16 protein-coding genes are annotated in these 25,702 nt (G+C 62.6%); 4 read left to right on the top strand and 12 right to left on the bottom strand.

All coding sequences use genetic code 11. The features are described from left to right. Window positions 1–63: 63 nt before the first annotated feature. The 5 genes from cpaB to UW3_RS0123310 form a co-directional block, all read right to left on the bottom strand. Window positions 64–864, bottom strand: coding sequence for a Flp pilus assembly protein CpaB (cpaB, locus tag UW3_RS0123330; protein ID WP_010226127.1), 801 nt, complete (start codon window positions 862–864; stop codon window positions 64–66). Between the two features lie 16 nt (window positions 865–880). Then, window positions 881–2,209 (bottom strand): ATPase AAA, encoded by a 1,329-nt coding sequence (locus tag UW3_RS0123325; protein WP_010226126.1) that lies wholly within the window; start codon window positions 2,207–2,209, stop codon window positions 881–883. A 14-nt stretch (window positions 2,210–2,223) separates the two neighbouring features. After that, entirely contained in the window at window positions 2,224–2,742 is a 519-nt protein-coding gene (locus UW3_RS0123320; RefSeq protein WP_010226125.1) for an A24 family peptidase, read from the bottom strand. Window positions 2,743–2,771: 29 nt separating this feature from the next. Next, window positions 2,772–2,963: a Flp family type IVb pilin gene (locus tag UW3_RS0123315; protein ID WP_010226124.1), complete on the bottom strand. Its 192-nt coding sequence runs from the start codon at window positions 2,961–2,963 to the stop codon at window positions 2,772–2,774. A 661-nt stretch (window positions 2,964–3,624) separates the two neighbouring features. Beyond that, window positions 3,625–3,816: a Flp family type IVb pilin gene (locus tag UW3_RS0123310; protein WP_010226123.1), complete on the bottom strand. Its 192-nt coding sequence runs from the start codon at window positions 3,814–3,816 to the stop codon at window positions 3,625–3,627. 179 nt (window positions 3,817–3,995) lie between these two features. Here UW3_RS0123310 and UW3_RS0123305 point away from each other — a divergent pair, with 179 nt between their 5' ends. Both UW3_RS0123305 and UW3_RS0123300 read left to right on the top strand, forming a co-directional pair. Further along, window positions 3,996–4,871 carry a response regulator transcription factor gene (locus tag UW3_RS0123305; protein WP_010226122.1) on the top strand — a complete coding sequence of 292 codons (876 nt, stop codon included), beginning with the start codon at window positions 3,996–3,998 and terminating at the stop codon, window positions 4,869–4,871. 157 nt (window positions 4,872–5,028) lie between these two features. Beyond that, entirely contained in the window at window positions 5,029–5,346 is a 318-nt protein-coding gene (locus UW3_RS0123300; RefSeq protein ID WP_010226121.1) for a hypothetical protein, read from the top strand. Between the two features lie 7 nt (window positions 5,347–5,353). Here UW3_RS0123300 and UW3_RS0123295 read toward each other — a convergent pair whose 3' ends face one another. Then, entirely contained in the window at window positions 5,354–6,970 is a 1,617-nt protein-coding gene (locus UW3_RS0123295; protein WP_010226120.1) for an ATP-binding response regulator, read from the bottom strand. A gap of 115 nt (window positions 6,971–7,085) precedes the next feature. On the opposite strand from UW3_RS0123295, the gene UW3_RS0123290 reads away from it, so the two are divergent. Together UW3_RS0123290 and UW3_RS0123285 are read left to right on the top strand one after the other, a co-directional pair. Beyond that, window positions 7,086–7,697 (top strand): LuxR C-terminal-related transcriptional regulator, encoded by a 612-nt coding sequence (locus UW3_RS0123290; protein ID WP_010226118.1) that lies wholly within the window; start codon window positions 7,086–7,088, stop codon window positions 7,695–7,697. A 220-nt stretch (window positions 7,698–7,917) separates the two neighbouring features. Next, a complete protein-coding gene (locus UW3_RS0123285; protein WP_081492847.1) occupies window positions 7,918–11,436 on the top strand; it encodes a P-loop NTPase fold protein in 3,519 nt (1,172 codons plus the stop codon). 84 nt (window positions 11,437–11,520) lie between these two features. Here the strand turns inward: UW3_RS0123285 and UW3_RS0123280 are convergent, their stop codons facing one another. From UW3_RS0123280 to UW3_RS27545, 6 genes are all read right to left on the bottom strand, one after another. Then, window positions 11,521–12,996 carry a TolC family protein gene (locus UW3_RS0123280; RefSeq protein ID WP_026001483.1) on the bottom strand — a complete coding sequence of 492 codons (1,476 nt, stop codon included), beginning with the start codon at window positions 12,994–12,996 and terminating at the stop codon, window positions 11,521–11,523. Window positions 12,997–13,048: 52 nt separating this feature from the next. Continuing rightward, on the bottom strand, window positions 13,049–22,180 hold the full coding sequence (locus UW3_RS0123275) for a DUF4347 domain-containing protein (RefSeq protein ID WP_010226112.1): 9,132 nt from the start codon (window positions 22,178–22,180) through the stop codon (window positions 13,049–13,051). Window positions 22,181–22,274: 94 nt separating this feature from the next. Further along, entirely contained in the window at window positions 22,275–22,814 is a 540-nt protein-coding gene (locus UW3_RS0123270; protein ID WP_010226110.1) for a phage tail protein, read from the bottom strand. A gap of 53 nt (window positions 22,815–22,867) precedes the next feature. Then, window positions 22,868–23,197 (bottom strand): DUF6916 family protein, encoded by a 330-nt coding sequence (locus tag UW3_RS27550; protein WP_010226108.1) that lies wholly within the window; start codon window positions 23,195–23,197, stop codon window positions 22,868–22,870. Continuing rightward, window positions 23,194–23,694 carry a GNAT family N-acetyltransferase gene (locus UW3_RS0123260; protein WP_010226105.1) on the bottom strand — a complete coding sequence of 167 codons (501 nt, stop codon included), beginning with the start codon at window positions 23,692–23,694 and terminating at the stop codon, window positions 23,194–23,196. The genes UW3_RS27550 and UW3_RS0123260 overlap by 4 nt, the downstream gene beginning before the upstream one ends. A gap of 114 nt (window positions 23,695–23,808) precedes the next feature. Then, window positions 23,809–25,702: efflux RND transporter periplasmic adaptor subunit (locus UW3_RS27545; RefSeq protein WP_010226104.1), on the bottom strand; the 1,894-nt coding region annotated here is incomplete at its 5' end.

Genomic DNA, 25,702 nt, shown 5'->3' with positions numbered 1-25,702 from the left:
CCCACCACCGCCAAGCGGCGACGCTACCTGGCGGGCGATGCCTGCAACGGTTGCGCCTGTCAGCTACAGAGTGTTCACGCGTTTGACTTCGATACCGCGGATCAGCGTGATACCACTGACGTCAGATCCGCCCTTGCGCTGGACGATCTGCTTGACCGGCGGCACTGGCGCAACCTGGGCCAGCTCCACCGGTTTGGTGACCGGTAGCTTGTTGTTGTCCAGCGGATTGCGCAGGGCCAGTTGCAGCTTCCCGTCCGTCATGCCCTTGACCAGCAGTTCCGCTTCGTCGGGCGTCATTTCCAGGGTGACCGCACGTACCACCACCGGCTGGGTCTTGTCGGTACTGGCGGTCTGGTCCACTGCCAGTACCCGCAAGTCCTCCAGAATGGTGCGGGACTCGGCGTTACCGGTATTACCTGTCTGCTTGGTCGCCAGGACATCGACGCGATTACCCGGCAAGAGGAACCCGCCCACCCCCACCACATCATCCACACGTACCGAAATCGCACGTTTGGTGGGTTCGATCAGCGAGGCCAGCGTGCTCCCGCCCAGGTGCGCGGCCAGACGCGCACCGCGCACGATATCGCCGTTCAACATGGAGAATGTGGCGATCTTGCCGACGACCTTGTCGATGGCGTCGAAGGCATCGTCGGGTACCGTGTCCTTGGGCATGCGCACCAGTGTCACCTGTTGCGCCTCGACCATTTGCCCAAAAGCGATTTCCACGGTGGCCACCACCACGTTCTGCTGATTATCGTCGGGGCTGGCGTTGAGCCGGGCACTGAGCCAGGTGTTGGCCATCCATGCGGCGCCCAACCCCAGGATCACGGACAAGGCAATCAAGATGAAAGTACGAGAACTCATGGCGATATCTCCTTACCTATCCAAGGAAGTCGAGCTGTACGAAATAGTTGTGCCATGCCCACTCCAGCTCCTGCGCCGATAACGGCCCGGTGCCGCCCAGGTAACGCTGGCGGTCGAGGGCCATGTTCAACAGGTCCCGTGGATGGCAAGGCACCAGCGGCATGTTTTCAACGCCGTAGAGTTCCTCAAGCACGTAATGCAGTAGCTGCGGGTCGTGAGACATACCCAGGCGTTCACTTTCCTGGCGCCAGATGCGTTCGTATTCTTCGGCTTTCAGGTAGCCGAATTGCAGCTTGTAGCCAATGCGCCGCAAAAACGCTTCGTCGGCCAGCTCCAGCGGATTGAGGTTGGTGGAAAACACCAGGATCAGGTCGAACGGCAGCTCACAGTGCCGCCCACCGCCGAGGTTAAGAAAATCACGTTTCTCCTCCATCGGCACGATCCAGCGGTTGAACAGCTCGGCCGGCGACATGCGTTGACGCCCCATGTCATCGATGACAAACAGGCCATTGCTGGCCTTGAGCTGCAGTGGCGCCTGGTACTGGCGCGTGAAAGGGTCGTAGCGGACATCCAGCTGCTCCATGCTCAATTCGCCGCCGGTAATGACGATCGGGCGTTCACAGCGCAGTAGCCGGCGATCGACCCCTTCGTCGAGCAGCAGATTGCTCTGCAGTTCATCGTCGCCAACCAGGCGCCGGTGTACCTGTGGGTCGTAAATCTCGATCACCGCATCGTTGATTGCAATGGCATGAGGTACCCAGATGGTTTCGTCAAACAGGCGTATCAAGCGGCTGCTGACATAGGTTTTGCCAGTGCCCGCCGGCCCGTAGATCATGATGGCGCGGCCGGAATTGAGCGCCACACCCAGTTGGTCGAGCATGCTTTGCGCCAGGACCACCCCGCCAAAGGCGTGTTGCATGTCTTGGGCATTGATCCGACCGTGGTGAATGGTCTGCAGCTTGAGCAGCGCGCGATAGCTACTCACCGGAAAAGGCGCCGCACCGATATAGCCGCTGCGCGCCAATGCATCACGGGCGGCGCTGCGACCGCGTTCAGTCAACCCGTAGCGCAATGTTTGACCACCGGATTGCCCCAGTATTTCGACACGACCGTCTTTGCGCAGAAAGGTCAGTACTTCTTCAAGCACCGCGCCTGTCAGTGCCAGGCGTTCCACCAGCCGCGACATGTCCAGCACACCGGCATCGTGCAGATGCTTGCAGACCAGGTCACCGAGCAAGTTGTCCGCCAACCCGGTTTCACGGATGGTGCGTGGCTGTGGCGCCAGCCGCTGCACAACTTCTTCGCGCGCATCGTGAGTAACGCTGCTGTTGCTGATGGCGTACATAGTGTTCTCCTGACCTACTGGCCGAGGGGCAGCCAGAAGACACTGGTCAAAGTGCCGAGCAGGACTGCGACTGAATAGGGAAAGGGCTTGCCTGCCACTTCATCAACCGCTGGCGAGAAATAGGCCCTGGCTTTCAACATCAGCCAGTAGCGCCCCATGGTCTGCTGCACTTGACCACGCACGAGGACAATCAATACTCCGCATAGACCGCCGGCGATAAGGCTGAACAGCGCGGTCCACAGGGCATCGTGGGGAGTAAGAAAGGCGCCGACCATGGCCATTAGCTTGACATCACCGGCAGCCATCCCCCCAAAGGCATACATCGGGAGGAAAACGGCAAAACCGATCAACATACCCAGCGCCCCATAGCCAAACCCGATGACACCCAGGGTGTAAACCTGGCCGGCCAAGCCCAGCCCCAAACCCAGCAAGACCAAGAGGTTGGGAATGCGGTGATGGCGAAGATCGCTCAGCACCGCTATACCCAGCAGCCCCAGCAACGATGCAATAACGACTGATTGCTCCATGCCCATGGCTGCAACCCTCTGTGGACGGTGGGGTGTTAGCAAGTGGTGCCTTTGACTGCGCAGCCCAGGCTTTTAATGGCTGCACTGACGTTACCGCCCAGGGTGACAAATGCGGCAACAGCGCCCAGCGTTATCAACCCACCCGCCACCGCATACTCGACAATGGTCAGGCCATCTTCGTCTTTGATGAACTTCACTACCGACGTCTTGATCGATTGCAGATTCATTTTGCTCACCTCGTTCAGTGTGTTGTTTTTAGAGCAGCACTTCTGGTACTGCCTGGGTGAACATTAGTCAGAAGCACAACGCAGGGGTTAGGAGTTTTTTGCTCAACGCTAGGAGTTTTTTGCGGTATTTAGCGGCGCAAGAAAAAATACTAAGTACGCCGTCTTAAACCCGAACGCACGCGATCAATAGGGAATAACTTACATAACGTTGCAACCTAATTGCAGGCTAAACTCGGTCGCCTCCCGCTACCCTGCAAAGACCCGAAACAGCGCCAATGCGCCGAGAAACAAATCTCGCCAAACGGTCTAAGCAAGCGCTTTCTTATCAGGATTTGATCTGCTCACAGGCAACACAACGACGATACTGGTCAACGAGGAAGAAATATCAGGAGCGGGGCCAGGACAGTGAAGTCTGACGCGCCAAGAGACTGGATTGTTGGGGGGCTCGGCACGCAGGCCTTTAGCCTGCGGCGCCACGGCTGAGAAGACTCCACCTTGTCCGAACGGGATCATGGTTAACCAACCAGGCAGAGTCCATATGATGCGTTTTTATCCTCGCGACACGTCCCTCAGCCTGCGGCAAGGTGTTCGTCGCCGCCACGGCCCAGAGGCTAGCAAGCTGCTGGCGCTCTGGGCAGGGCCGACGATGCGTGTTGTGCCGCTAGCAGGTGGTGCCTTTGACTGCACAACCCAGGCTGGTAATGGCGGTGTTCACGTTACCCCCCAGTGTGACGAAAGCGGCCACGGCGCCCAGTGTAATCAAACCACCCGCTACCGCATATTCAACAATCGTCAGGCCTTCTTCGTCCTTGATGAATTTCAGCACCGACGTTTTGATCGATTGCAGATTCATTTTATTCACCTCATCTAAGTTCTATTGGCCGAGGCGGTGACTTAGTGTGCCGCCTGTTTGCATCCTAGTCAGGAGACATAACGAGGGGTTAGGAGTTTTTTATTGATTACTAGGATTATTTTGCAGCGCTGCCTGCCCGGCGAGGTTAAGAAAACGAGAAACAAGGAAGGAATGAGAAAATGAAACCTGAATCGGCCAACTTGCCATTTCTGCTGTGGTTCGATCGCACCCGGGATCGATCGGCCGAGGCGTTGGTTGCGCATTTTCGCCCGACCTGTGAATGCCGTATCGCCAAGAACGGCGAGTTGTCCGAGCTTGCGGCTGAGCGCCAGCCAGACATGGTCTGCATCCATTATGACCGCCCGGACATGCCTGGCCTCAACCTGCTGCTGGAGATCAAGCACAAGTCCCCCTCGATACCGATCGCCATGTTCACCGTACAGCACTCCGAGGAGCTTGCCGTATGGGCCATGCGCTCGCGTGTCTGGGAGTACATCGTGCTGCCCCTGTGCAACAGCGAAAAAAGCCGCTTTCTGCACGCACTGCAGCAACTCTGCGAACTGCGCCGCAGCACTCACTTCCATGCCAAGAAGCCACTGATCGAACATGGCCCGTCGCTGCCGGACAGCATCCGGCTGACCGCTGAGCACCACAAGCACCAGGCACTCAGTAACGTATTGCTCTACATCGACCAGCATTTGCGCGACAGCATCGACCAGAAAGAACTGGCAAAGCGCTGCGGCATGACCACCTTTCGCTTCAGCCGCCTGTTCAAGGAAGTCAATGGCCTGGGGTTCATGGAGTACATCCTGAGCAAACGGATGGACTTTGCCAGGGACCTGCTCGACAACAGCCAGATGCCCATCACCAGCATCGGTTACGAAGTCGGATTCAAGGACCCTTCTTATTTTGCCCGTGCCTTCAAGCAATTCGTCGGGTGTACACCTAGCGAGTACCGGCAGCTCCCTCGAGCTGAAAGCTCCGGGGCAGAATCGACCTCAACGGAAGAACTCTCGGAGGTCGTCGAAAGCCTGCGACTGGGTGCCAAACGCTGAAAGATGGCCACGAGCCATTAGCCCGTTTGTGCTAATCGACCCCCCTCTTTCCCGGCGCTATATTCCTCTTCACCCCAGTGTTCCCCAGTGCCGCTGCTTTGCGGCGCGAGGGATCGCCGTGCCTGCAACAACACAACAACACCAAGGAAGAAGCGCCATGAAACCTGCATTCAACAAGCTCACCCTGCTCAGCGCCCTGCTCGTCGCCCTCGCCGGCTGCCAGACTATGAAACCCAACGAAGATCGCCTGAAAACCACTGCCCAGACGACGATCGGCGAGCCGGTGACCAAGATTTCCAACGTGCGCAACGACAACAGCGCCACTTACTTCATCGCCAGCACCGCTTCAGGGGATTACAACTGCGAGCTGCCCAGCGGCGTCATGGTCGGGATCGCGTCGATGGGCATGGGGATGAGTGCCCACTGCTACAACAAGAACAGTGGCCGGCCGCAAAATCCGCTGCAGCGCTATTGATCCTCAGCTAAACCGGTTCTGTGCGGGGTTCACGCAACGAGCGCAAGGTCGCGCGTAACTCGGCCGGGCGCACCGGCTTGGACAGAATCGCGATCTGGCGGTCATGCAGGGCCGCCTGGATCTTCTCCACCTCATGCCCGGTGAGGATCAGCGCCGGCACCGCCCTGCCCCGTTGCGCACGTAGCTGGTCGATGCACTCGATGCCGGTGGCCTGATTGCCCAGGTCATAGTCGGCGACGATGATATCGCAGTCGCTGAGCAGGTCCTTGCCACTGGATTCGGCCTGCACCTCGCAGCCCCAGCGTTCAAGCAACGCTTTGGTGGCCAGCAGCACGTTGCGGTCATCCTCCACCAGGCACACTTTCAGGCCGGTCAACAAGCCGACCTGGCTCGCTTGCTCTCGGGTGACCGGCTGCCGGGGTGCTTCAACCTTGCGCAAGCCCAGCAGGCTCACCGTCGTACCATGGCCGACCCGCGAACGTATCGCCACCTGCATGTCCATCATCCGGCCCAGGCGTCTGACGATCGACAGGCCCAGGCCCACGCCTTCAACGTCCTTGTCGCGCAACTGGCGCACGCGGTAGAACTCCTCGAAGACCTTGGGCAATTCATCGGCATCAATGCCGCAGCCCTGGTCATAAACGACAATGGCCAACCCATTCCCACGCTTGCGCACAGCGATCAGTACCGGCCGCTGCGGTGCGTACTTGAAGCAGTTGGACAGCACGTTCTGGACCATGGTGGCCAGCAGCGCCGGGTCAATCTGCACCCATTGCTCGGCCACCCGCAGGCGCAGTTCGACGCCGGCCCAACGCGCCGCTTCGACGTTCTGGCGCACCAGATCGTGGAGCAGATCAGCCAGCTGTACGCATTGCAGGCGGGGTTGCAGGCGCCCGTTGTCGAGGGTGTACAGGTCGAGAATCGAGCGAAACAGTTGTGCGACGTTGAGCAGCGAGCGGTCGATGTTGTCGACCAGGCGCCGCTCCTCCTCGCCCAGGCGCGCTTCGCGCAGGCAAGCGGTGAACAGGCCGATCGAGTGAATCGGTTGGCGCAGGTCGTGACTGGCCTGGGCCAGAAAGCGCGACTTTTCCAGGTTGGCGGCGGTCGCTTCTTCGGAGGCCTTGCGCGTGCGCTCAAGCAGCAGGTGCGCGTACATGGGGATGACCGTACTGGTGATCATCAGCATCAGCACCATGAACGGTTGCGCCTGCCAGTAAGGGGTCAGCCGGTAAACGCAGAGCAAGGCCAACAACGCCAGGGCGGTGGCGATCGCCAGGTACCGCGAGCCATAGCGCATGCCATTGCCCAGGTTGACCCAGACCATCACCGCGTACAGCGGCAGCGCGGCCTCGCCACCCACCACCAGGCCGAAACAGGTGCCGGTGTAGTCCTGGACCATGCTGAAGAGACGCCGGGCCGGATAGTGGCCCGGCCAGCGCACGATGACCTGGCGCAGGACGATCGACAGCAACAGGAACAGGACGATGTAGATCATGATCGGCAGGTACATGTTGACCTGCTGCCCGGGCAGAAAACCCAACACGCTGATATAGATCATGGCAAGGCCGGCGACAATGATCCGCAGGTTGGCCTGGTCGAGCTCGGTATTTTTCTCGAACTTCATCGGGAACATCCTTGTGCGACAGTCGTCATATCCAGTACGTACACCGGGCAGCGTCCGTGCCCGGTGGTAAAGTAACACGCCTGTAAGGAACGCCAGGCCCAGGGAGGCACTCGACATGGCATGCCGGATCATCATAGCTGACGACCACCCGCTGTTTCGCGAAGCGATGGTGGGGACTGTCCAGCGCCTGTTACCTGATGCGCTGATCGAACAAGCCGGGGATTTCGACAGCGTCCTGGCACAGGTTGCACGCGGCGCGGAGCCCGACACCCTGCTCCTTGACCTGCGCTTCCCGGGGCTTACCTGCATTACTCAGTTGGTCGACTTGCGTCAACAGTTGCGCCGCACCACCCTGATTGTGGTGTCGATGGTCGATGACCCGGAGCTGATCAGCGAAGTGATGGCCGCCGGTATCGACGGTTTCATTGGCAAGAACATCGCCCCCGACGAGATCGGCCAGGCGATTCTGGCCATTCGCGAAGGCGAAGTGCTGGTGCGTTTTGCTCCGTCCGGGTTGCTGCCGCTGGACACCAGTGCAGTGGCCACCACCCTGACCGCGCGTCAGCAAGAGGTGTTGCGCCTGATCGCCGAGGGCAAGACCAACAAGGAAATCGCCCGCGCGCTGGATATCTCGCCCTTTACCGTGCGCATTCATGTGTCGTCGTTGTTGCGCACCCTCAACGTGCCGTCGCGGGCCGCCGCGGTGAAATACGCTGTCACACCATAGGGGCCGGCTTGCCCCGCGATTTCACTACTGAAGCCCAGGCTCGTCAGGCTTTCGTCCGCTGTCGCAGTGTGAATACCCAGCATTTTTTAATCGCCAGCAAGCGTGCATCCGCCCACCGACTATATTGATAAAGCCGCCCGCTGCGGCAGGTGGGAAGCGCAGCCGTCCGTTTTTTCCACACCTTGGGACATCACCATGGACTGATATCGAGACGGCGAACATGCTCTCCAGCCAATCCTCCAGGATCACGCCTGAATCGACACCCTCATCACCGCCACTCAAATTCAACCTGAGCTGGGGGCTGCTGGCGATTGTAATGACCGTTGCAGCCGGTGTCTTGGCTCACTGGCAACCACCCTACCCTTACCCGGCCACTCCCGTTTCCGAGCGAAGCTTGGTGGACCAGCTGCTGTACCCCCTTGAGGCGAATGGTGAGTTACGGCTATGGCAACCCGCCCGCAAACTCAACTCCATCGCGGCCTCCGCAACTGGGCAATACCTTCTGGCTGTTGGCGACAGCGGCGCCGCCCTGTTCTCTGACGATAGCGGCAGGCATTGGCGCAACCAGGTCAGCGGGTTGACCGAGAACCTGACATACGCATGGATCTCCGATGATGGCAAGCAAGGTGGTGCCGTCACGTTCTCCGGTTCGGTCTATGAGATGCGCCCCGACAGCGGCGCCTGGATATCGGATACGCGCTCATCTGCAATTCCGATAGGTTCTGCACCGCTGCCATCACCATCGCCGTACTTTAACAATCGTTCACCTCGCTGGCCCCAAGGCCTGCCACCGGGAACACAGATAAAAAGGTCCCAGAGCAAGGACAGCTCGCAAACCTCCAACGATAGTCCGTGGGGGCTGGTGGTGTCTCCAATGCCTACCGACTGCAAACACGCATGGGCCGTTGGCGACTTTGGCAGCATCGTCACCAGCGCAGACTGCGGGAAAACCTGGAAGGTTAAGGCCAGCGCATTGCCTGGCAGCCTCTTCGCCATAACATTCCTGGCCGATGGCAAACGCGGCTGGGCGGCCGGGTATGCTGGCGTACTGCTGCGAACCACCGACGCGGGTGAGCACTGGCTGCCGACCGTCACCGGCATTCACTCCACGGTGACCTCGATCATGTTCCTCGAAAATGGCCACGGATGGATGGCCACCGAGGATGGGGAATTGCTGTCGAGCTCGGATCTAGGGCGCTCCTGGCGTTTGATGGAACCACAACCCCAACTGCCAGGGCTACGCTGCGTCCACTTTCAAGCGGATGGACTGCGTGGCAGGACCAGCAATGGCGAGGGAGCGTCCTTGTCTACCGCAGACGGCGGCTTGACGTGGAAAAATGTTGCCAGGGACAAGCCTGCGGACCTGCACACCATTACGTTCTCTCCAGACGGCCTGAAGGCCCCTCCCAAAGCAAAGGACGGGACGATGGTGTCCAACGATTGCGGCGCTACCTGGCACTTGCAGCCCACGCCTGATGTCGAGATGACTGCAACCGCGACCTACAGCACTGGCAACGGCCTTGGCTGGATGGCGGGCGAGGACGGCCAGATGGTTGCAAGCGTCGACGGCGCGGCGCAAAAAAGCTACTCGCCGGCACGCTCCATGCGCTTGGCCATGTGGTTCAGTGACGCCAACAACGGCTGGGCCGTCGGCCTGCACCCTGCCCTCACGCGCACCCGGGACGGCGGCAAAACCTGGGCAATCGTGCCCACTCCGATTCAATACTCCCGCTACCCTGCGCCGTGGTTCTGGGCATCGCTGCTGCTGATCGCCTGGATGTGGATGCGTGCATTCCAGACCCGACCGCCCCCCGTGGAGGATGGCGTCGCCACCATGGCCGCGTCGGATGCGCCAACCCAAGACTTCTGCCAAGACCGCCTGCGCTTCGGCCCACTGGCCAAAGGCATTTCGCGTTTTCTGCGCAACGAGGCCACGGAGCCGCCGCTGACGCTTGCTGTTTCCGGCGACTGGGGTACCGGCAAGAGCAGCCTGATGACGTTGATTTGCAAAGACTTGCAGAACAACGGCTGCCGCCCGGTCTGGTTCAACGCCTGGCATCACCAGAAAGATGAGCAGTTGCTCGCCGCATTGCTCAGTGCCGTGCGCGAGCAGTCGCTGCCTTCCTTTTTCGAACCGAGCGGGTGGATATTCCGCTGGCGACTGCTGGTACTACGCACGAAAAGGCATTGGTTCGTGGCCAGCCTGTTGGCACTGTCCGCGGTCTGGTTGGGGGCCTACCTGTCGGCTCACGAGGCAGGTCAATGGCAGTCGCTTTCGACACTGCTCGATAAAGCCTCGGCGCCCCAGGACGACGGGATCACGCTGGCGTTTCTCGGATCGCTGAATCTGGGGCCACTGGCGGCGAAACTGGCAGGGCTGGTTACAGCGTTCGTTGCCTTGCGCAAGACGCTAACCGCCTTCGGCGCGGATCCGGCCGTGTTGCTGTCCAACTCGGTAGAACAGTTTCGACTCAAGGAAGCGAATGCCCTGACCAGCTTCCGCTCACGGTTCGCCAAGGAGTTCGAGGAGGTCACCCAGTGTTTGCCTGGGCGCTTGGTGGTGGTGATCGATGACCTGGACCGTTGTCGCGCAGAGGCTGTTCTGGAGGTAATGGAAGCCGTCAATTTTCTGGTGTCATCAGGCAAATGCTTTGTCATCTTTGGCATGGCTACCAACCGGGTACAGGCGGCGCTGGCGTTGTCCTTTGAAAAGATCGCCCAGGAAATGACCGAACTCGACAGCTCTAGCCAAGCGCCGCTCACGGCTGAGGCAAAAGCCGAGTTGGAACGTATGCGGCGACGCAAATACGCCCGTGACTACCTGGAAAAGCTGATCAATCTGGAGATCGCAGTACCGGATACTCCCAGCGACAAACCGCACTCCCTGCTGGAGGAAACTGCAGCCGACTCAACGCCACAGACGGCCCTTTTCAAACGACTGAAGATTGCAGTCACTACGGCTTTTTGTCTTGTTGCACTCGGCTATGCATGGCATTCAGGCCAGCACTTTCAACTCCCGCTTGCCTCGGCGCAAGCTTACGAAACCACGACAAACAAAACAGCTGCGACACCCCCTGCCAGCGTACCCGACAACAACAAACAAGGCAGCTCCGCACTGCCTGAAAGCAATCTTGACAGCGCCGTCACAGCCAACCCCTTCCCGCCGAACGAAGCGTTGGATACGCGTAACGATATCGCCTTTACGGTCGTAGCGATCATCGTGCTGCTGGTTACCACGGGTTTGACCTATGCGCTTTGGCGTTTGCGCCGCACTCTGTACAGGGTACAGGACTCACCAGCGTTCAAAGCGTCCCTGGTGGCATGGTCGCCATTGGTCCAGAAGCATCGCAGAACACCTCGAGCGCTCAAGCGTTTTGCCAATCGCTTGCGTTACCTGGCGATGCTGCAGCAGGCCCAGCGGTTCGATCAGTCCGGTTGGGACATACTGCCAAGGCGTCTAAGGGAGTGGCTAGGGCTGACAGTTGCATCCGGATCTACGGCGGCCGAAGCCAGTATTGCTGAACACCGGATCGTGGCCCTGGGCGCGCTCTATGAGGTGTTCGGTAGCGACTGGAAGAACTGCGCCAAAGACCATCTCCCCGAGAGTGAACTCGCCGATCTGGCCAAGGTGTCGATCAAGGCCTACTGTGCGCCAGGCCTGGGGGTCACTTGGCCGCCCTCGGAGGAGGAGATACAGCGTTTTGCCCAATCATTGGCTGGGGTGCGTATTCCTTCTTGATAGCTTTTTCCAACGAATCTCGGCCTCATGGGCAGGGCCAGATCGAATGCCAGTGTTCGACCTGGTGAGGCCCTCCCCCAGCCATCAACGCACCCAGCGCGACTCGCTGCTTTGCAATGCCGCGGCAATGGTATCGAGGCGGTTGTTCGGCAGGGTCTCGGGCAGCAGATCGGTCCCGGCGCTGACGAACAGCTGCGCATGGGCATTGCGCAGTTCGGCATAGGCCAGGTCTCGCTTGAGCTGGGTCTGCAGGTTGTTGAGCTCGCCCTGTATCAGTTCCAGCTCACCGATGTTCTGGGTCTGATAGCGGTTGCGCAACTGCTCGGCAATTTCCCCGTCCAGGGTTGCCAGCTCTTCGCTGGTACGGAACTGCCGGGTCGCCTCGTTGAAGTTGGCGTTGGCCACATACAGTTGTGCCAGGACCGCCATCGACATCGCCTGGCGCCGGGCTGCCGCCACGTCCTCACCGGCCTTGGCAACCTTGATGGCAGCCGGTGCCGAGAGCACATTGAACAGGTTCCAGGTGACCTTGACGCCGTAGTCCGCCCAGCTCTGGTTGACCAGGAAGGAGTTGCTGTCGTAATGCCCGCCGGCGGAAAACTCCAGGCCCGGCAGCAAGCGCAACATGGCCTTGCGGGTTTCCGCCGCGCTGATGCGTGCCTGGTAATCCTGCTCGCGCAGTTCCGGCCGGCTGGCCAGGGCCTGCTGCTCAAGCTGGGCGAAATCGCCTTTGAACTGCGGCAGCGCATAGCCCTCCTGCGGCGCCAGGCTGAAATCGGTGTTCAACGGCAGGTTGATCAGCGCCGCCAGTTCGGTCTTGGCCAGCGACAAAGCGCGGCGCTGTTCTTCCAGCTGGCGGGTCGCTTCGATCAGCGCACGCTGATAGCTGAGCACCTGTACCGGGTCGCCCAGGCGCTGCGCGCTCATGTGCTGGCTATTGCTGCGCGCCTCGGCGATGCGCCCCATGAGGCTGTCGATCTGGGTCAGCAAACGCTGCGCCGCCACGGCGCGCCAATAGGCCGAGCGTACATCCTGGGTGATGGTATGGATGACCTTGCGCCGGCGCTCCTGGAGAATCAGGCGCTGGTCGGCCTGCTGCTTGGCGCTGACATAGCTGACCCCGAAGTCGAGGACGTTCCAGACCATGGTCAGGTCGGCCACCTCGCGATCGCGGTCCTGGGAGGTCGAGGGTTCCAGGGACTGGGTACCCGTCCGCACGCTCTGGCTGCTGGACGCACTGACATTGTTACGCCCGGCATAACCGGCTTCCAGTGCCATGCGCGGCAACATGTCAAAGCTCGCCAGGTCAACCTGGCGCTTGGCCAGCGCTTCTTCCATGACTTTCAGCCGCGCCTCGAGGTTGTACTTCACCGCCCGTGCCATTGCCTGATGCAAGGTCAGCGCCCCCCTGAGCGGTTCCTGGTCCTTGAACATCGCGCTGATATCGGCACGTGCACGGTCCTCGCTGACCTGCCTGTCTATCGGCTGGCTGGTGACCGCACAGCCGCTGATGGCGAATGCCAAGACGCTGACCCCGAGCAATTTATGGTTATTTTTCATCCTTGGGCCGCCCCCTGGTACGGCTCGATCTTGAAAGTGTTGGTGCCGTCCATCATGCCCGCGGTCCGATCTGCGTCGGTTGCGCCAGGGCCAGGGCCAACTCGCGTACGGGACGCTGGTCGGCCTCGTTCAGTGCATGCAATTGCTGACCCAGGGTCGGTGCCCCGGAGACACCGCGGCCATCACCGCCGCGCCACTGCTTGCCATCGAAGACGCTCATCTGCACCTCCTCCGACGGCGTTTGCCGGGTGAAAATAGTCGAGAAGCTGCTACTGCCAAACACCCCGCCATCGCCACCGCCAAAACCCAGGAACCCCGTGCCCGTGCCCTCGCCAGGAGTGTTGCTGCTGGCAAAGACCTGGGCGATGAAGCTCGGTGCGCTGGCGCCGTTGTGTATGAAGACGCTACCCAAGGGGGCGATGCCGCTGCCCAGCGTGCGCACCTGGAACAACGGCGTCGGCAACAAGGGTGAGGTCGTCGGCTGCGTTGGCATCAGCGGTACTTGTGGTTGCGCCAAGGTGCTCGAAGGCACGGTGCTCGGCTCGGGGACCTTGACCCGGTACTCAGGATCCCCGGCGTCCTGCGCATTGATGACATAGGCCGGCCCCGTCAGCGACACCGCCAATGCATTGCCGGCCTGGTCCTGAATGCCGCTTCCCAGCGCATTCAGGCGCAGGCCAAGGCTGCCCTGGCCACTGATACCGGCCACACTGATGCGGTAGGTGCGGGCATCGACTTGCACCAGCGATTGCAGGCTACCGCTGGCACTGCCGGTGCTGGTCACACTGAAATCGCCGACGTCCACGCCGCTGACGTCTTCGTCGAAGGTCAGGGTAAAGCTCAGGGTCGGTTCCGCCGTCGGCGAAGGGCCATCGAGGGTGATCGTGCTTGGCCGCGGCGCCCGCGCGTCAATCAGCACCGCATCGGTACTGCCGATGTTGTTGAGTTCAGCCTTGAGGTCATTGCCAAGCGCATCGCGCAGGCTGCCACCGTTGAGCTCGATGAGCGGCCCGACACTGATGCCGTTGTTGCCTTGCTGGCCGCTGCTGACGGTCATGCGGAACACCAGTGCAGTGCTGCCGGAACCGGAGAGGTAGTCGGCATAGGCGACCCGGCCGTTGCCCAGGCTGATAGCCAGGCGCGGCAAACCGTCGGCGGTATCGACCAGCACGGCTTCGTCCAGCTGCACGGTGAAATCCAGGGTCTGCCCGGCGACATAGGTGCCGTTGGCCGGAACCTGCACCGCCGTCACCGAGGGGGCGACCCGGTCGATGCTATAGACACTGCCTTGCAGGCCACCACCGAGGTCGTTGCCGGCACTGTCGACGATAGCGGTGCCGCTGCCCTTGAGATCAAGGCGCAACGTGCCGAGCCCGGCGAGGCTGTCGACCAGTACGGTGTAGGTCCACCCGTTGAGCGCCGTCACGCTGGCGATACGTCCGCTGGCCGTGCCGCTGAACACCAGCGCGAAGTCGGGGCTGTCGACGCCGCTGACGCTTTCATCGAAGGTCACGGTGTAACGGACCGAACTGCTGGCGATCGGGCTGACATCGACCCGGACGATATCGGCAACCTGGGGTGCCAGGGTGTCAACCCGTACCGACGAGGTACTGCCAAGGTTGTTGAGCGACAGGTTCAAGGTATTGCCCGCCCCATCGCGCACGGCCCCGCCGTTCAGGTCCAGGGTGCCCGCCACGCCAATGCCGTTGGCGTCGTTGTTGCCGGCCTGCACGGTGTACTGGAACAGCAGCGCGCCGGTACCGGAGCCTGACACATAGGTTGCGTGGCGGGTCACGCCACCGATGTTGAGCAACAACCGTGGCGTTCCCCCGCTGGTATCGACGATCACCGCTTCACTGGTATTGACCGTGAAGCTCAGCACGTCGCCACTGTTGTACGCGCCGGCGGCCGGCACCGAGACCGTGGCCACGCTCGGCGCCACGGCATCAATCAAGACGCCGCTGGTGCTGGGCACGCCGTTGAGTGTGGTACCGGCGTTGTTGCCGAGCCCATCGCGCAGGGTTGCTCCGTTGAGCTGGAGAGTGCTGGCGACGGTGATGCCGTTGCTGTCCAACTGCCCGCTGGCGACGGTCAGGCGGAACACCAGGGCGGCGGTACCGGAACCGGACAGATAGTTGGCGTAGACGGTACCACCGTTATCGAGGGTAACGGCAATACGCGGTGTGCCCCCGGTCGTATCGACCACGACGGTTTCGTCGAGGTGGACGGTGAAGTCCAGGTTCTGCCCGGTAACGTAATTGCCGTTGCTGGGCACCTCGACATGGGTGATGCTCGGCGCGACCCGGTCAATGCTGTAGACAGCGCCAGCCAGGCCACCGCTCAGGCCGTTGCCGGCGGCATCGGTGATAGCGGTGCCGCTGCCATTGAGGTCCAGGCGCACGCTGCCCGCCCCGCTCAGGCCGTTGACCAGTACCGTGTAGGTATGGCCATCGACCTGGGTAACACTGGCGATGTTGCCGGCAGCGCTGCCGCTCAACACCAGGGTGAAATCGGCGACATCCACACCGCTGACGTTCTCGTCGAACGTCACAGTGTAGCGGACCGAGTCGGCAGCGCTCGGGCTGGCATCGACGCGCACGATGCCGGTGGCTTGCGGGACGACGGTATCGACCAGCACCGACACGGTGCTGCCAAGGTTGTTGAGCGTCAGCGCCAACGGGTTGCTCGCCGGATCGCGCACGGTCGCGCCGTTCAGGTCCAGGCTCGTCGCCACGCTGATACCGTTGCTGTCGTTGTCGCCGGCTTGCACGGTGTACTGGAACAGCAACGCAGCGCTGCCAGAACCTGACACATAGGTTGCATAACGGATCACGCCACCGATGTCGAGCAGCACGCGTGGCGTCCCCCCACTGGTATCGACGCTCACCGCTTCACTGGTATTGACCGTAAAACTCAGCACGTCGCCACTGTTATACGAGCCGGCGGCCGGCACCGAGACCGTGGCCACGCTCGGCACGATGGCATCGACCAATACGCCGCTGGTGCTGCCCACGCCGTTGAGCGTGGTCACTGCAGTGTTGCCGACGCTGTCACGCAAGGCACCGCCGTTGCTGTCGATGGCACCGGCCACGCTGATGCCGTTGCTGTCCAGTTGCCCGCTGGCGACGGTCAGGCGGAACACCAGGGCACCGGTACCGGAACCGGACAGGTAGTTGGCGTAGACCGTGCCGCCGGTGTCCAGGGTGATCGCCAGACGTGGCGTACCACCGCTGGTGTCGACCAGCATGTTCTCGCTGAAATTGACGGTGAAATCCAGGTGTTGGCCGGCGACATAGGTGCCATTGGCCGGCACACCGACACTGGCGACCGTCGGCACTACGCCATCGATGACGATGCTGTCCTGGCCGGCGATGGAGTTGGCGCCACCTACGGTTGGCAGGGTCAGCACCGCGTCGTCGCTGTGCACGCTTTTGATCGTCGCGCCGTTGAGCGTCAGCGCGCCGGTGGAGGTGTAATCCAGGTCGGCGCTCACGTCGCCGGCCTGGACCACATAACTGAAGGTCAGGGTATTGCTGCCGGAGCCCGAAACATAGGACGCCAGGCGGTCGACCAGGCCGGTTTCCAGCAACAGGCTCGGCGCCCCGCCCGTGGTATCGACAACCACCGTCTGGTCGAAGGTGACGGTTACGTTGATGACGTCGCCCACCTTGTAGCCGCCATTGGGGTTGCTGACCTGGACATTGCTCACCAACGGATTGAGCGGGTTCACGTTCAGGTTGATGGTGTCGGTGTCGATCTGCGCGCCGCCGCTGCCGCTCAAGCCCTGGTCGTTGCTGATGATCTGCAATGACGCCAGACCGTTGAAGCCCGGTGTCGGGGTAAAGCTCAGGCCATTGAGCGCAGCGTTGATGCTGGCCAGGCTACCGGTGAAGACCATCGTCGTATCGGCCGTGCCGTCACCGCTGGTGAAGCTCAGGCCGGTCGTTGTGGCGAGCGTGATCAGGCCATTGGTGGCCACAAGCGTTACCTGCAGCGCACCGCCGCCGGCATCCACGTCACTGATGCTGATCAGGTTGCCGTTGCCGGTCGAGAACACCAACACGCTGTCCTGGGCGAACGACTGGGTGCCAGGCACCGCGTTGAGCGGCGCATCGTTGATGGCCGTCACGGCCAGGGTCAGCGTCGTGCTGCTGGCCTCGGAGCTGCCGGTACCGGAGTTGCCGGGGTCGACGCCAGTGTTGCCGCCGTCGTCGATGGCCACCGTCAGGGTGACGTTGCCGACCGAGTTGGCGGCGGTGAGGAAGTTCACCTGGCTCGCGGCGATGAAGGCGTTGATATCGGCCAGGCCGCCCACCAGGGTCAGGCTGCCGGTGCCGGAACCGCTCACCGTAACACCGCTGCCGCTGGTTGCGTTCAGGCTGCCACTGGGCACCGAGAGGACGACCGTGACCGCGCCGCTGCCGGCGTCGACGTCGGTAAAGCTGATGCCGGTGATGGCGCCAGGCTGGTCCTCGTTCACGGCAATGCTGCCCGGCGCGCTGATACTCGGTGCGTCGTTGACCGCCGTGACCTGCAAGGTCGTGATGGTCGAGGCCGTGGCGATGCTGGCGGTGTCGATGCTCACCGTCAGGGTCACATTGGCGGTGGCGTTGCTGGCAGTGGTGAAGCTCAGGTTACTGCCGGCAATGAAGGTGTTGATGTTGGCGATAGTGCCGGTCAGGGTACGGGCCGAGCCCGTACCACCGACCACCACCCCGCCGCCGCTGATGGCCGACAAGGTGCCGGAACCCACCGTCAGGGTTACCGTGGCCATGCTTGAATCGACATCGCTGAAGCTGATGCCGGTGACCGCGGTAGCCGTGTCTTCGCTGACCGACAGCGTCGCCGGGGCGCTAACCTGCGGCGCGTCATTGATCGCCGTGACGCTGACCGTCTTGGTCGCCACGCTACTGTCCAGGCTACCGTCGTTGACCTGGAAGCTGACCGTACGGGTAGCGCTGCTTGGCGTATCGGACAGGTTGCTGTAGGTCACCGCGCGCAGGGCCGCCTGCCATTGCGCCAGCGTGGCCGAGGCACCTGCCGAGGTCAGGGTCAGCACGCCGCTGGCAGCATTGTAGCTGGCGCTGATATTGCCCATGGTCGCCGGGTTGTTGGTGAACGCCAGGCTGTCTTCAGCCGTCTGCAGGTTGCCGGTGATGCTCACCGTGGCGCTGGCCAGGCTAAGGTTGTCGGAATCCGCCAAGGTCAGCCCGCTATCGATAACCACAGGCGTGGAGGCGATATTGTTGCCTTCGGTAAACGCTGTGGTGCCGCCACTGGTGGTGACCTGCGGGGCATCGTTGACGGCGGTGACGGTCACACTGGCCGTGTCGCTGGCCAGCGAGAAGGCGCCGCTGCCGCCGGACAAGGCGGTGTCCACCTTGCTGCCCTGCTGCCCCGCGGTCACGCCCGTCTGGTCCCAGGCGTTGTAGGTCAGGGTGGCCGTGGTGCCGTTGGCGCCGTCCGGAACGAAACGCACTTTGTCGGTGGCCCGCAACAGCAGTGCGCTGTTGGCCGCCACGCTACCCATGGCGTTCCAGGTGCTGCCGTCGAGGCTGTACTGCCAGGTGCCGTTGCCACTGGTGAGCCCGGTGATGGCAATGCCTTGCAGCGCACCGCTGTCGACATCGCTGATGCTGGCGCCAAGCACGCTGGCCACGGTTTGCCCGGGGTTGTTGATCGCACCGTCGGTCAACGGCGTGAGCGCAGGAGCGGCCGGGGTCAGCACCGGGGCATCGTTGAGTGCGGTGACGCTCAGCGTGGCCTGGGCGATACCGCTGGAGAACGCGAGGCTGCCACCGTTGCTGCTGGTGTCGGCGCTATTGCGGGTGCTGTTGGTCGAAGCCGTGCCGCTGGTCTGGTCCCAGGCGCGGAACGACAGGCTGACGTTCTCGCCATTATTCTGGTCCGGCACATAGCGCAGGTAGCTGCTGCTCGACAGCAGCAAGGCGGCATTGCCTGCAACCGCGCCGACAGCGTTCCAGGTCACGCCATCGGTGGAGTACTGCCAGGTGCCATTGCCGGTACTGGCAGTCAGGGCAATCCCGGACAGCGCACCGGTATCCGCGTCCGCATGGGTCAGACCGGCCAGGAGGGTCGATACCAGCACGCCGGAGCTCGTCGTGTGCTCGTCGCTGCCCGGCATTACGTACGGCCCGCCAGACAGCGTCGGCGCATCGTTGACCGCCACCAGCGTCACTGTGCTGGCGATCGCCAGCACCTGGGTGTCGACGCCGCCATTGCTGGTGCCGCCGGTGTCGCGGATGCTGGTCAGGGTCACCACCCGGCTGGTGGTGTCCGCGGCGTGGCTGGTGTTGCGGTAGGCCATGCCGTCGACCAGGGTCTGGGTCGCCGCCGCGCTGATACCACCGACCTTGCTCAGGGTCACGGTGGCGGTGTTGCCGGTAATGTCCACCAGATAGCTCATGCCATTGCTGGCGGTGGTGCCGCTGGTGCCGTGGAGCAGGACGATGAAGGTACCGTCGACCATTAGCAGTTCGTTGCCGCCATCGGCCAGGTTGCTGACCGTAAGGATCAACTGGTCGATATTCTGCCCGGCCTCGAGCGTACCGACGGTGACGCCACTGAACAGGTCCGCCGCCGCACCGTCCTCGGTGAAGGTCGGGTTGTTCGGCGTTGCCACCAGTGTCGGCGCATCGTTGATCGCGGTGATGGCGACAGTGACGTTGGCATTGCTGCTGGTACCGCCGTCGCCATCGTTGACGGTGACGCGCACGGTACGGCTGGCACTGGCGATGTCGCCGGTATTGCTGTTGCTGTAGGTCAGGTTGCGCAGCAGCGCTTCGACGATGGCGGGCGTCGCGCTGGCGTTGAGGCTGATGACCAGGTTGCTGCCCCCGGTACCGCCGGCAACGGTGCCGATGGTCACCCCGGCATAGGTGATGTTGCTGCCCGATATGCCAATCTGGCCGGCACCCACGCCCTGGTTGTGAACACTGAGCACGTCCTCGCCCGCCACCCCGTTGCTGACGATCGACACGGTGACATTGCCACCGTTGAAGTCCGCCGAGTCGGCATCGCTGAGCGTGGCATTGCCGCCCAGATCGATCAGCACGGCACTGCCGCCTTCGCTGAAGCCGACCGAGTCGCCATTGAGGTTGCCGACCACCGGTGCGGCGTTGGCCAGGGTGGTGAAATTCAGCGTGGTGTTGTTGCTGATGCCCTTGAAAATCGCGCCATCGAGGTCGGCGAAAGTCTTGCTGTCGAAGCGAACGGCGTAACCGGTACCCAGCGCCAGGGTGATCGACGGGTCGATGGTCCAGGTCGTGCCGGAACCGGTGATCTGCCCACTGCCTACCGCGATGGTCTCGACAATGACGTTGTCGGAAGTCCGCACGATATAGAGGTTGCCGGTGCCCTTGACCACGCTCTCGTTGAAGGTCAAGACGATATTGGCGGTGGGCGAAACGTTCACCCCGTTGTCGCTCGGGGTGGAGCTGACCACGATGGGCGGGCGGTCGTTCTGGATGACGTAGGTGCCGGTGGAGGTGTTGATCCCGGCATACAGGTCGACGTCACCGTCACCGTCGAAATCGGCGACCCGGTAGTTGGTGCCACTGGTGTCGGTCAGGGTCAGGCCGGCAAACGGTGAAGCGGCCTGGGTCATGAGGGTGAAGGTGCCGTCGCCATTGCTGCGCGCGTACTGCCAGGCCGTACCGTTGCCGCCGGTCTGGTAGAGGATGTCGGTATCGCCGTCGCTGTCGAAGTCGCCCACCACCAGGCGCGCACCAAAGACCGGTGCCGGGAAGGTGGCGCTCGACTGGCTGCTGAAACTGCTGCCGTCGTTGCGATAGTAGTTGCCGGTGGCGCCGTTGACACCGGTAAGAATGTCCAGGTCGCCGTCACCGTCGAAATCACCGACCCGGTAGGCGTTGCTGTTGTGGTCGGCGAAGCTCAGGCCGGCGAACGGCGACACGTTCTGGGCCATGAGGGTGAATGTGGCATCGCCATTGTTGAGCGCGTACTGCCAGGCCGAGCCATTGCCGCCGGTCTGGTACAGGATGTCGGCGTCGCCGTCGTTGTCGTAGTCGCCTACCACCATGCGCACGGCGAAACTCAGCGACGGAAAGGTTGTATTCGACTGGCTGCTGAAACTGCCACCGTCGTTGCGAAAGTAGTTGCCCTGGCCGCCGTTGATCCCGGCCAGCAAGTCGATATCGCCATCGCCGTCGAAATCGTCGGCGAAGAAGTTGTTACCCGCGGTGTCGCCCAGGCTCAGGCCGGCAAATGGCGAGGCGGCCTGGGTCAGGAGGGTGAAGGTGCCGTCGCCGTTGCTGCGCGCATACTGCCAGGCCGTACCGTTGCCGCCGGTCTGGTAGAGGATGTCGGCATCGCCATCACCGTCAAAATCGCCCGCCACGGTACGCACACCGAACAGCGGCGCCGGAAAGGTAGCGGTAGAACCGGAGCTGAAGCTGGTGGCCAGCAGGCTCTGGTAGCCGCTCAACTGGGCGCCCAGGGAGGCGCTTTGCAGCACCCCGCTGCTGCGCTCCAGGGTCCAGTTGCCGCCCAGGGCCTGGGCCCCGGTGTCATCGACGGAGGCCGCGATATCGGCCCCGGTCAACGCCGCCAGCTGATCGACGAACGCCTGGCCGGCGCTGTCCTTGCCGACGCGGCAGCCATACAGCATCAGGTCGCCATCGGCCTTGAGCGCCGAACCGATGCTTTGCAGCGCGGCGCTGTGCTCGGCCAGGTTGCTGCTGTCGAGCCAGACATTGCCCAGCTGCACGCTGCCCGATGCCCCGTGGGACAGCAGGTGGATGGCGTCCAGGCCGTCACGCCCCTTGAGGTAGTCGGCCATCTGTTGCAGGCCGTCCTTGCTCGGGTCGAGGACCACCACCTCGGTGCCGGCAGGCAGGCCGTCCAATAACTGTTGCGAATCCTTGACCTGGCCATCGACGAACACCACTTCGTGGCGTTGCCCGGTCTGTTGGCTGCCGATATCGGCAGTCCCCGCCGCTGGCGGTGCGCTGTGCTCGGCAGAGCTGCTGTCCTTGGCCGGTTCCGCTGCCGCCTGGGCCACGGCCTCCTGGGCAACCACGGCCACGGAGGCATCGAACATGATCCGCGGCTCCAGGGCGAACAGCAACGGCGCCTGGCCGCTGTGCCCGGCTGGCTGGGTTGCCTGCGACGCCTGACGCTTGAATCGCTCGAGGAACTTCATGCTGCACCTCCTGCTGTGCAACCGCCCTGCTCACAGGCAGCGAACGCTGAAAAGTGGCGACGGCCCCGCAGGACCGCCGCCGTACCGCGCTGATTTAGTTACGCGACGGGAAGATACCTTCCAGCGCGATGATGTAGGTGATGCCCAGGTACGGATTACGGTTACCGAATGGCTGGCCGCCGCCAGCCGCGCTCAGCGAGTTGGGGGACAGGGTGGTCGCGCCGGCCAGGTCCGAACCGTAGATGTTCATGGCGTTGCCGCCGGTATCGGCTGCGCGCGCCAGGTACATCGTTTCGTTGCCCACGTCGCTGGTCCCGCCGACCGTCGAGATCACCTGCGTATGCCTATGGCTGGGCAACTGGTTGTAGGTCAAGGTAACGTTCTCGACGCCGCCGACCTCGCCCAGGTCGATTTGCGACAAGCTCGGCCCCTGCCCGGTACCGACCGCTGTGCGCCCACGCAGGTCCGGTAGGCCGAAGGTGTTCTGGCCGTTGCCGCCAAAGGCAGTGCCAAGGATCGAGAACAAGGCCGCGTTCTGCGCGATCGGCAGGATCTGGGCCTCGCAGATGGCATATCCGCGAGGCGCGAAATTGCCGCCGAACATCTTGATTTCACCGAGAAATGGTTCGCTCATCAGGCATTTCCTTACGTTGCGTTGTTGGAATGTCGGGCCTAGCCGCAGACCGCCTACGGCGACGATTGGCATTCGCGATGGATCACCGCTTCGAGGGTATGGCGCCCGTCTGCCTCAGGCATTACCGGCGTCATCAGCAACACCCACTCCTGGCCCGCCGGGCCGCCCAGGCGATAAACCGCCTGGGGCAAGCTGACTGCGGGAGGCAAGGCGAAGACCACGGAAAAACATTCATAGCGGGCGCTCATCGGCGTCCCGTCGAGCAACTGCAGCAAGGTCAGCGGCAGCGCCTGGTCCGCGCCGATCCAGAGGACGAAGCCGTCCGCGGCCGCTTCGGCCAGCTCGTTGCGGCTGGGGATGGCATAAAGCACCTGTTCGCTCATGAGGCAATCCTGCTGGCAGAAGCCCGGGCTTGGCGGCGCATGCGCAGGTAGACACCGGACGTGTTGATGACCTGAAAACCGAACCGGGCATACAGCCGCTGCGCCGGGTTGTAGGGCTCGACCGACAACTCCACCGCCAACCCGTGGTCATCGGCGCGCTGCAGCAGATCCGTGAGCAAGCGGGTGCCGAGCCCCTGGCCACGGTAAGGCGGCAACAGGGCGATATCGATGAGGTTGAGCGTGGTCTGGCCCCAGAACAGGTAGAGTCGGCCGCAGGCCAGCCCGTCTTGTTCGATGATGGAGAACTCGGCGTCGGGGAAATGTGCCTGGTAGTACTGGTGCTGGGCGTGGAACTGCTGGGCGAGAAAGGCTTCTATGGCCTGCGCGGACCAGCCACTGGGGGCCATTTCCTCGGTGCGGGTGCTGGCATAGAGCAGCCGCAGAAAGTCCAGATCGCCAGCTTCGGTCCCACGAAGAGACACCGCGAACTTCATCATGAACGCAAACTTCCCTGTTTGGTGGAACCGCCGTGGCCTGGAGCTGGATGATCTGCTGATCAGAGTGACATTAAACTGATGGCAGATTACTCCAACTGTCGGACAATCACACTATCAAAATCCGCTTTCCCTTACACCGAGTGCGGCCATTCGTCGCCAGGCCGCTCCCAGAAGGGATTCGCCGCGGCCTTCAAGCACCACAAGCCCACGAACAGGGTGCGAAATGCCTGTCTGCACCGCCTCTTCCAGGCTAAAACGCACGCCGTATTGGGCCTGCAATGGCTGGGCCCGCTTCTGCTCATCGCGGCGCACGGCAATTGGCCCCTGCTGTTCGGACACCAGCGCTTCCTGATCAATATAGGCCACGCCCGTGGCGTCGACATCATCCAGGCTCACCTTTAACGAGGCACGCACCGGATCGTCCGCGACAAAGTGCCCGAGCGTCCCCGGCCGGACCCGCCATAAGTCGGCCTCGGCCAGGTAGCCACGCAGGCGCATGCCCTGCTCCACCACGGCAGCCAGCGGCAACTGCGCTGGGACCCAGCGGCCCGGGGCGAGGTCGCCGACCAGGTCACGCACGATGCCTGCATGGGGCGCGCGCAGGTTCAGGCGTTCGCGCTGGGCCACCAGGCCGCGGTATTCGGCGACGGCTTCGGCCAGGCGCTGCTCAAGGATGCCGCTGTCGGCGGCGGTTTCGCTGCGCCCGGCCTGACGACGCAGTTGCAGCTGGAGAATCTCGATTTCGCGACGAATGATGCGCAGGCGCGAGTCCAGGTCCGGAGACTCCAGCTCCAGCAACAGCTCATCCCTGGCCACCACCTGGCCGTCGTGGACCCGCACCTGGCGAATACGCGCCGCAGTTGGCGCATGCAACGCGCTGCTGCGCGATGCCTCAAGCATCGCCGGCACTTCGACGTCGCTGCGCCAGGGCACCAGCAACAGCGCCAGCACCCCCAGCAGGCCCAGGCCCAGCCACAGCACCCGCTGCGGCCGGGCATGCTTGCGCTGCTGCCACCAGTGACGCCACTCGCGCCAGATCGGCAAGCCGATGAACCAGGCAAGCTCCACCAGCATCAGGAAGATACCCAGGACCTTGAAGAACAGGTGGTAAACCGCCAGGGCGATGCCGAAAAACAGTACTGCCCGCCATAACCACGAGGCATAGCCCCAGACCAGCAGGCGCCGACGCATGCCCGCCGACCAGGGTTCGGGCGCCGGCTCGCGGTAGCCGAACAGGGTTTCACGCAGGTGCCAGCGACACAGGGCGTAGGCGCGGCCCTGGAGGTTGTCGACCGCCCACAGGTCGCTGAGCAGGAAGTAGCCGTCAAAGCGCATCAACGGGTTGAGGTTGATCGCCAGGGTGGTGAGCCAGGTCGCACTGGCGAGCATGAACGCCGCCGTGCGCCCTGCGCCGTCCGGCAGCAACGACCAGGCCAGCAAGGCGATGCAGGCCAGCAGTAGCTCGGCGAGCACGCCGCCGGCGCCGATCAGCAGTCGGCTGCGGCGATCGCGCACGCGCCAGGCATCGCTGACATCGGTGTAGAGCATCGGCAACAGCACCATGAACGCCAGCCCCATGCTCGGTACCCGGCAGCCAGCGCGCTTGGCCATGTAGGCATGGCCGAACTCGTGACACAGCTTGGCGAAACCCAGGGCAATGGCAAAAGCCAGCACCCCGCCGAGGCTGAGCAAATGCGGAAACGTTGCGAGAAAGCGCTCCCAATCGCGCACCACCAAGAACACCCCCAGCCCCAGCACCAATGGCAGACCATAACGCAAGAGCCCGGGCCCGAAACGCGCCAGCCACGGCCAGGTGCGATTGAGAAAGGCATCCGGGCGCCATAGCGGAATGCGGAAAAACAGGTACTTGTGCAGCAGTTGGGTCCATACCCCCTGGCGCTGACTCGCCGCCTTGGCGGCGTAGCCTGCGCGCTGCTCATCATCGTCGGGCGCAACCAGGTCGTGCCCGCGCAGAAAGCGCAGCAGCTCTTCCACGGCAGCCGCCGGC

This window comes from Pseudomonas donghuensis (assembly GCF_000259195.1).
Lineage (GTDB): Bacteria > Pseudomonadota > Gammaproteobacteria > Pseudomonadales > Pseudomonadaceae > Aquipseudomonas > Aquipseudomonas donghuensis.
The sequence above is the reverse complement of the archived record's forward strand: the minus strand, read 5'-3'. Positions and strand labels throughout refer to the sequence as shown.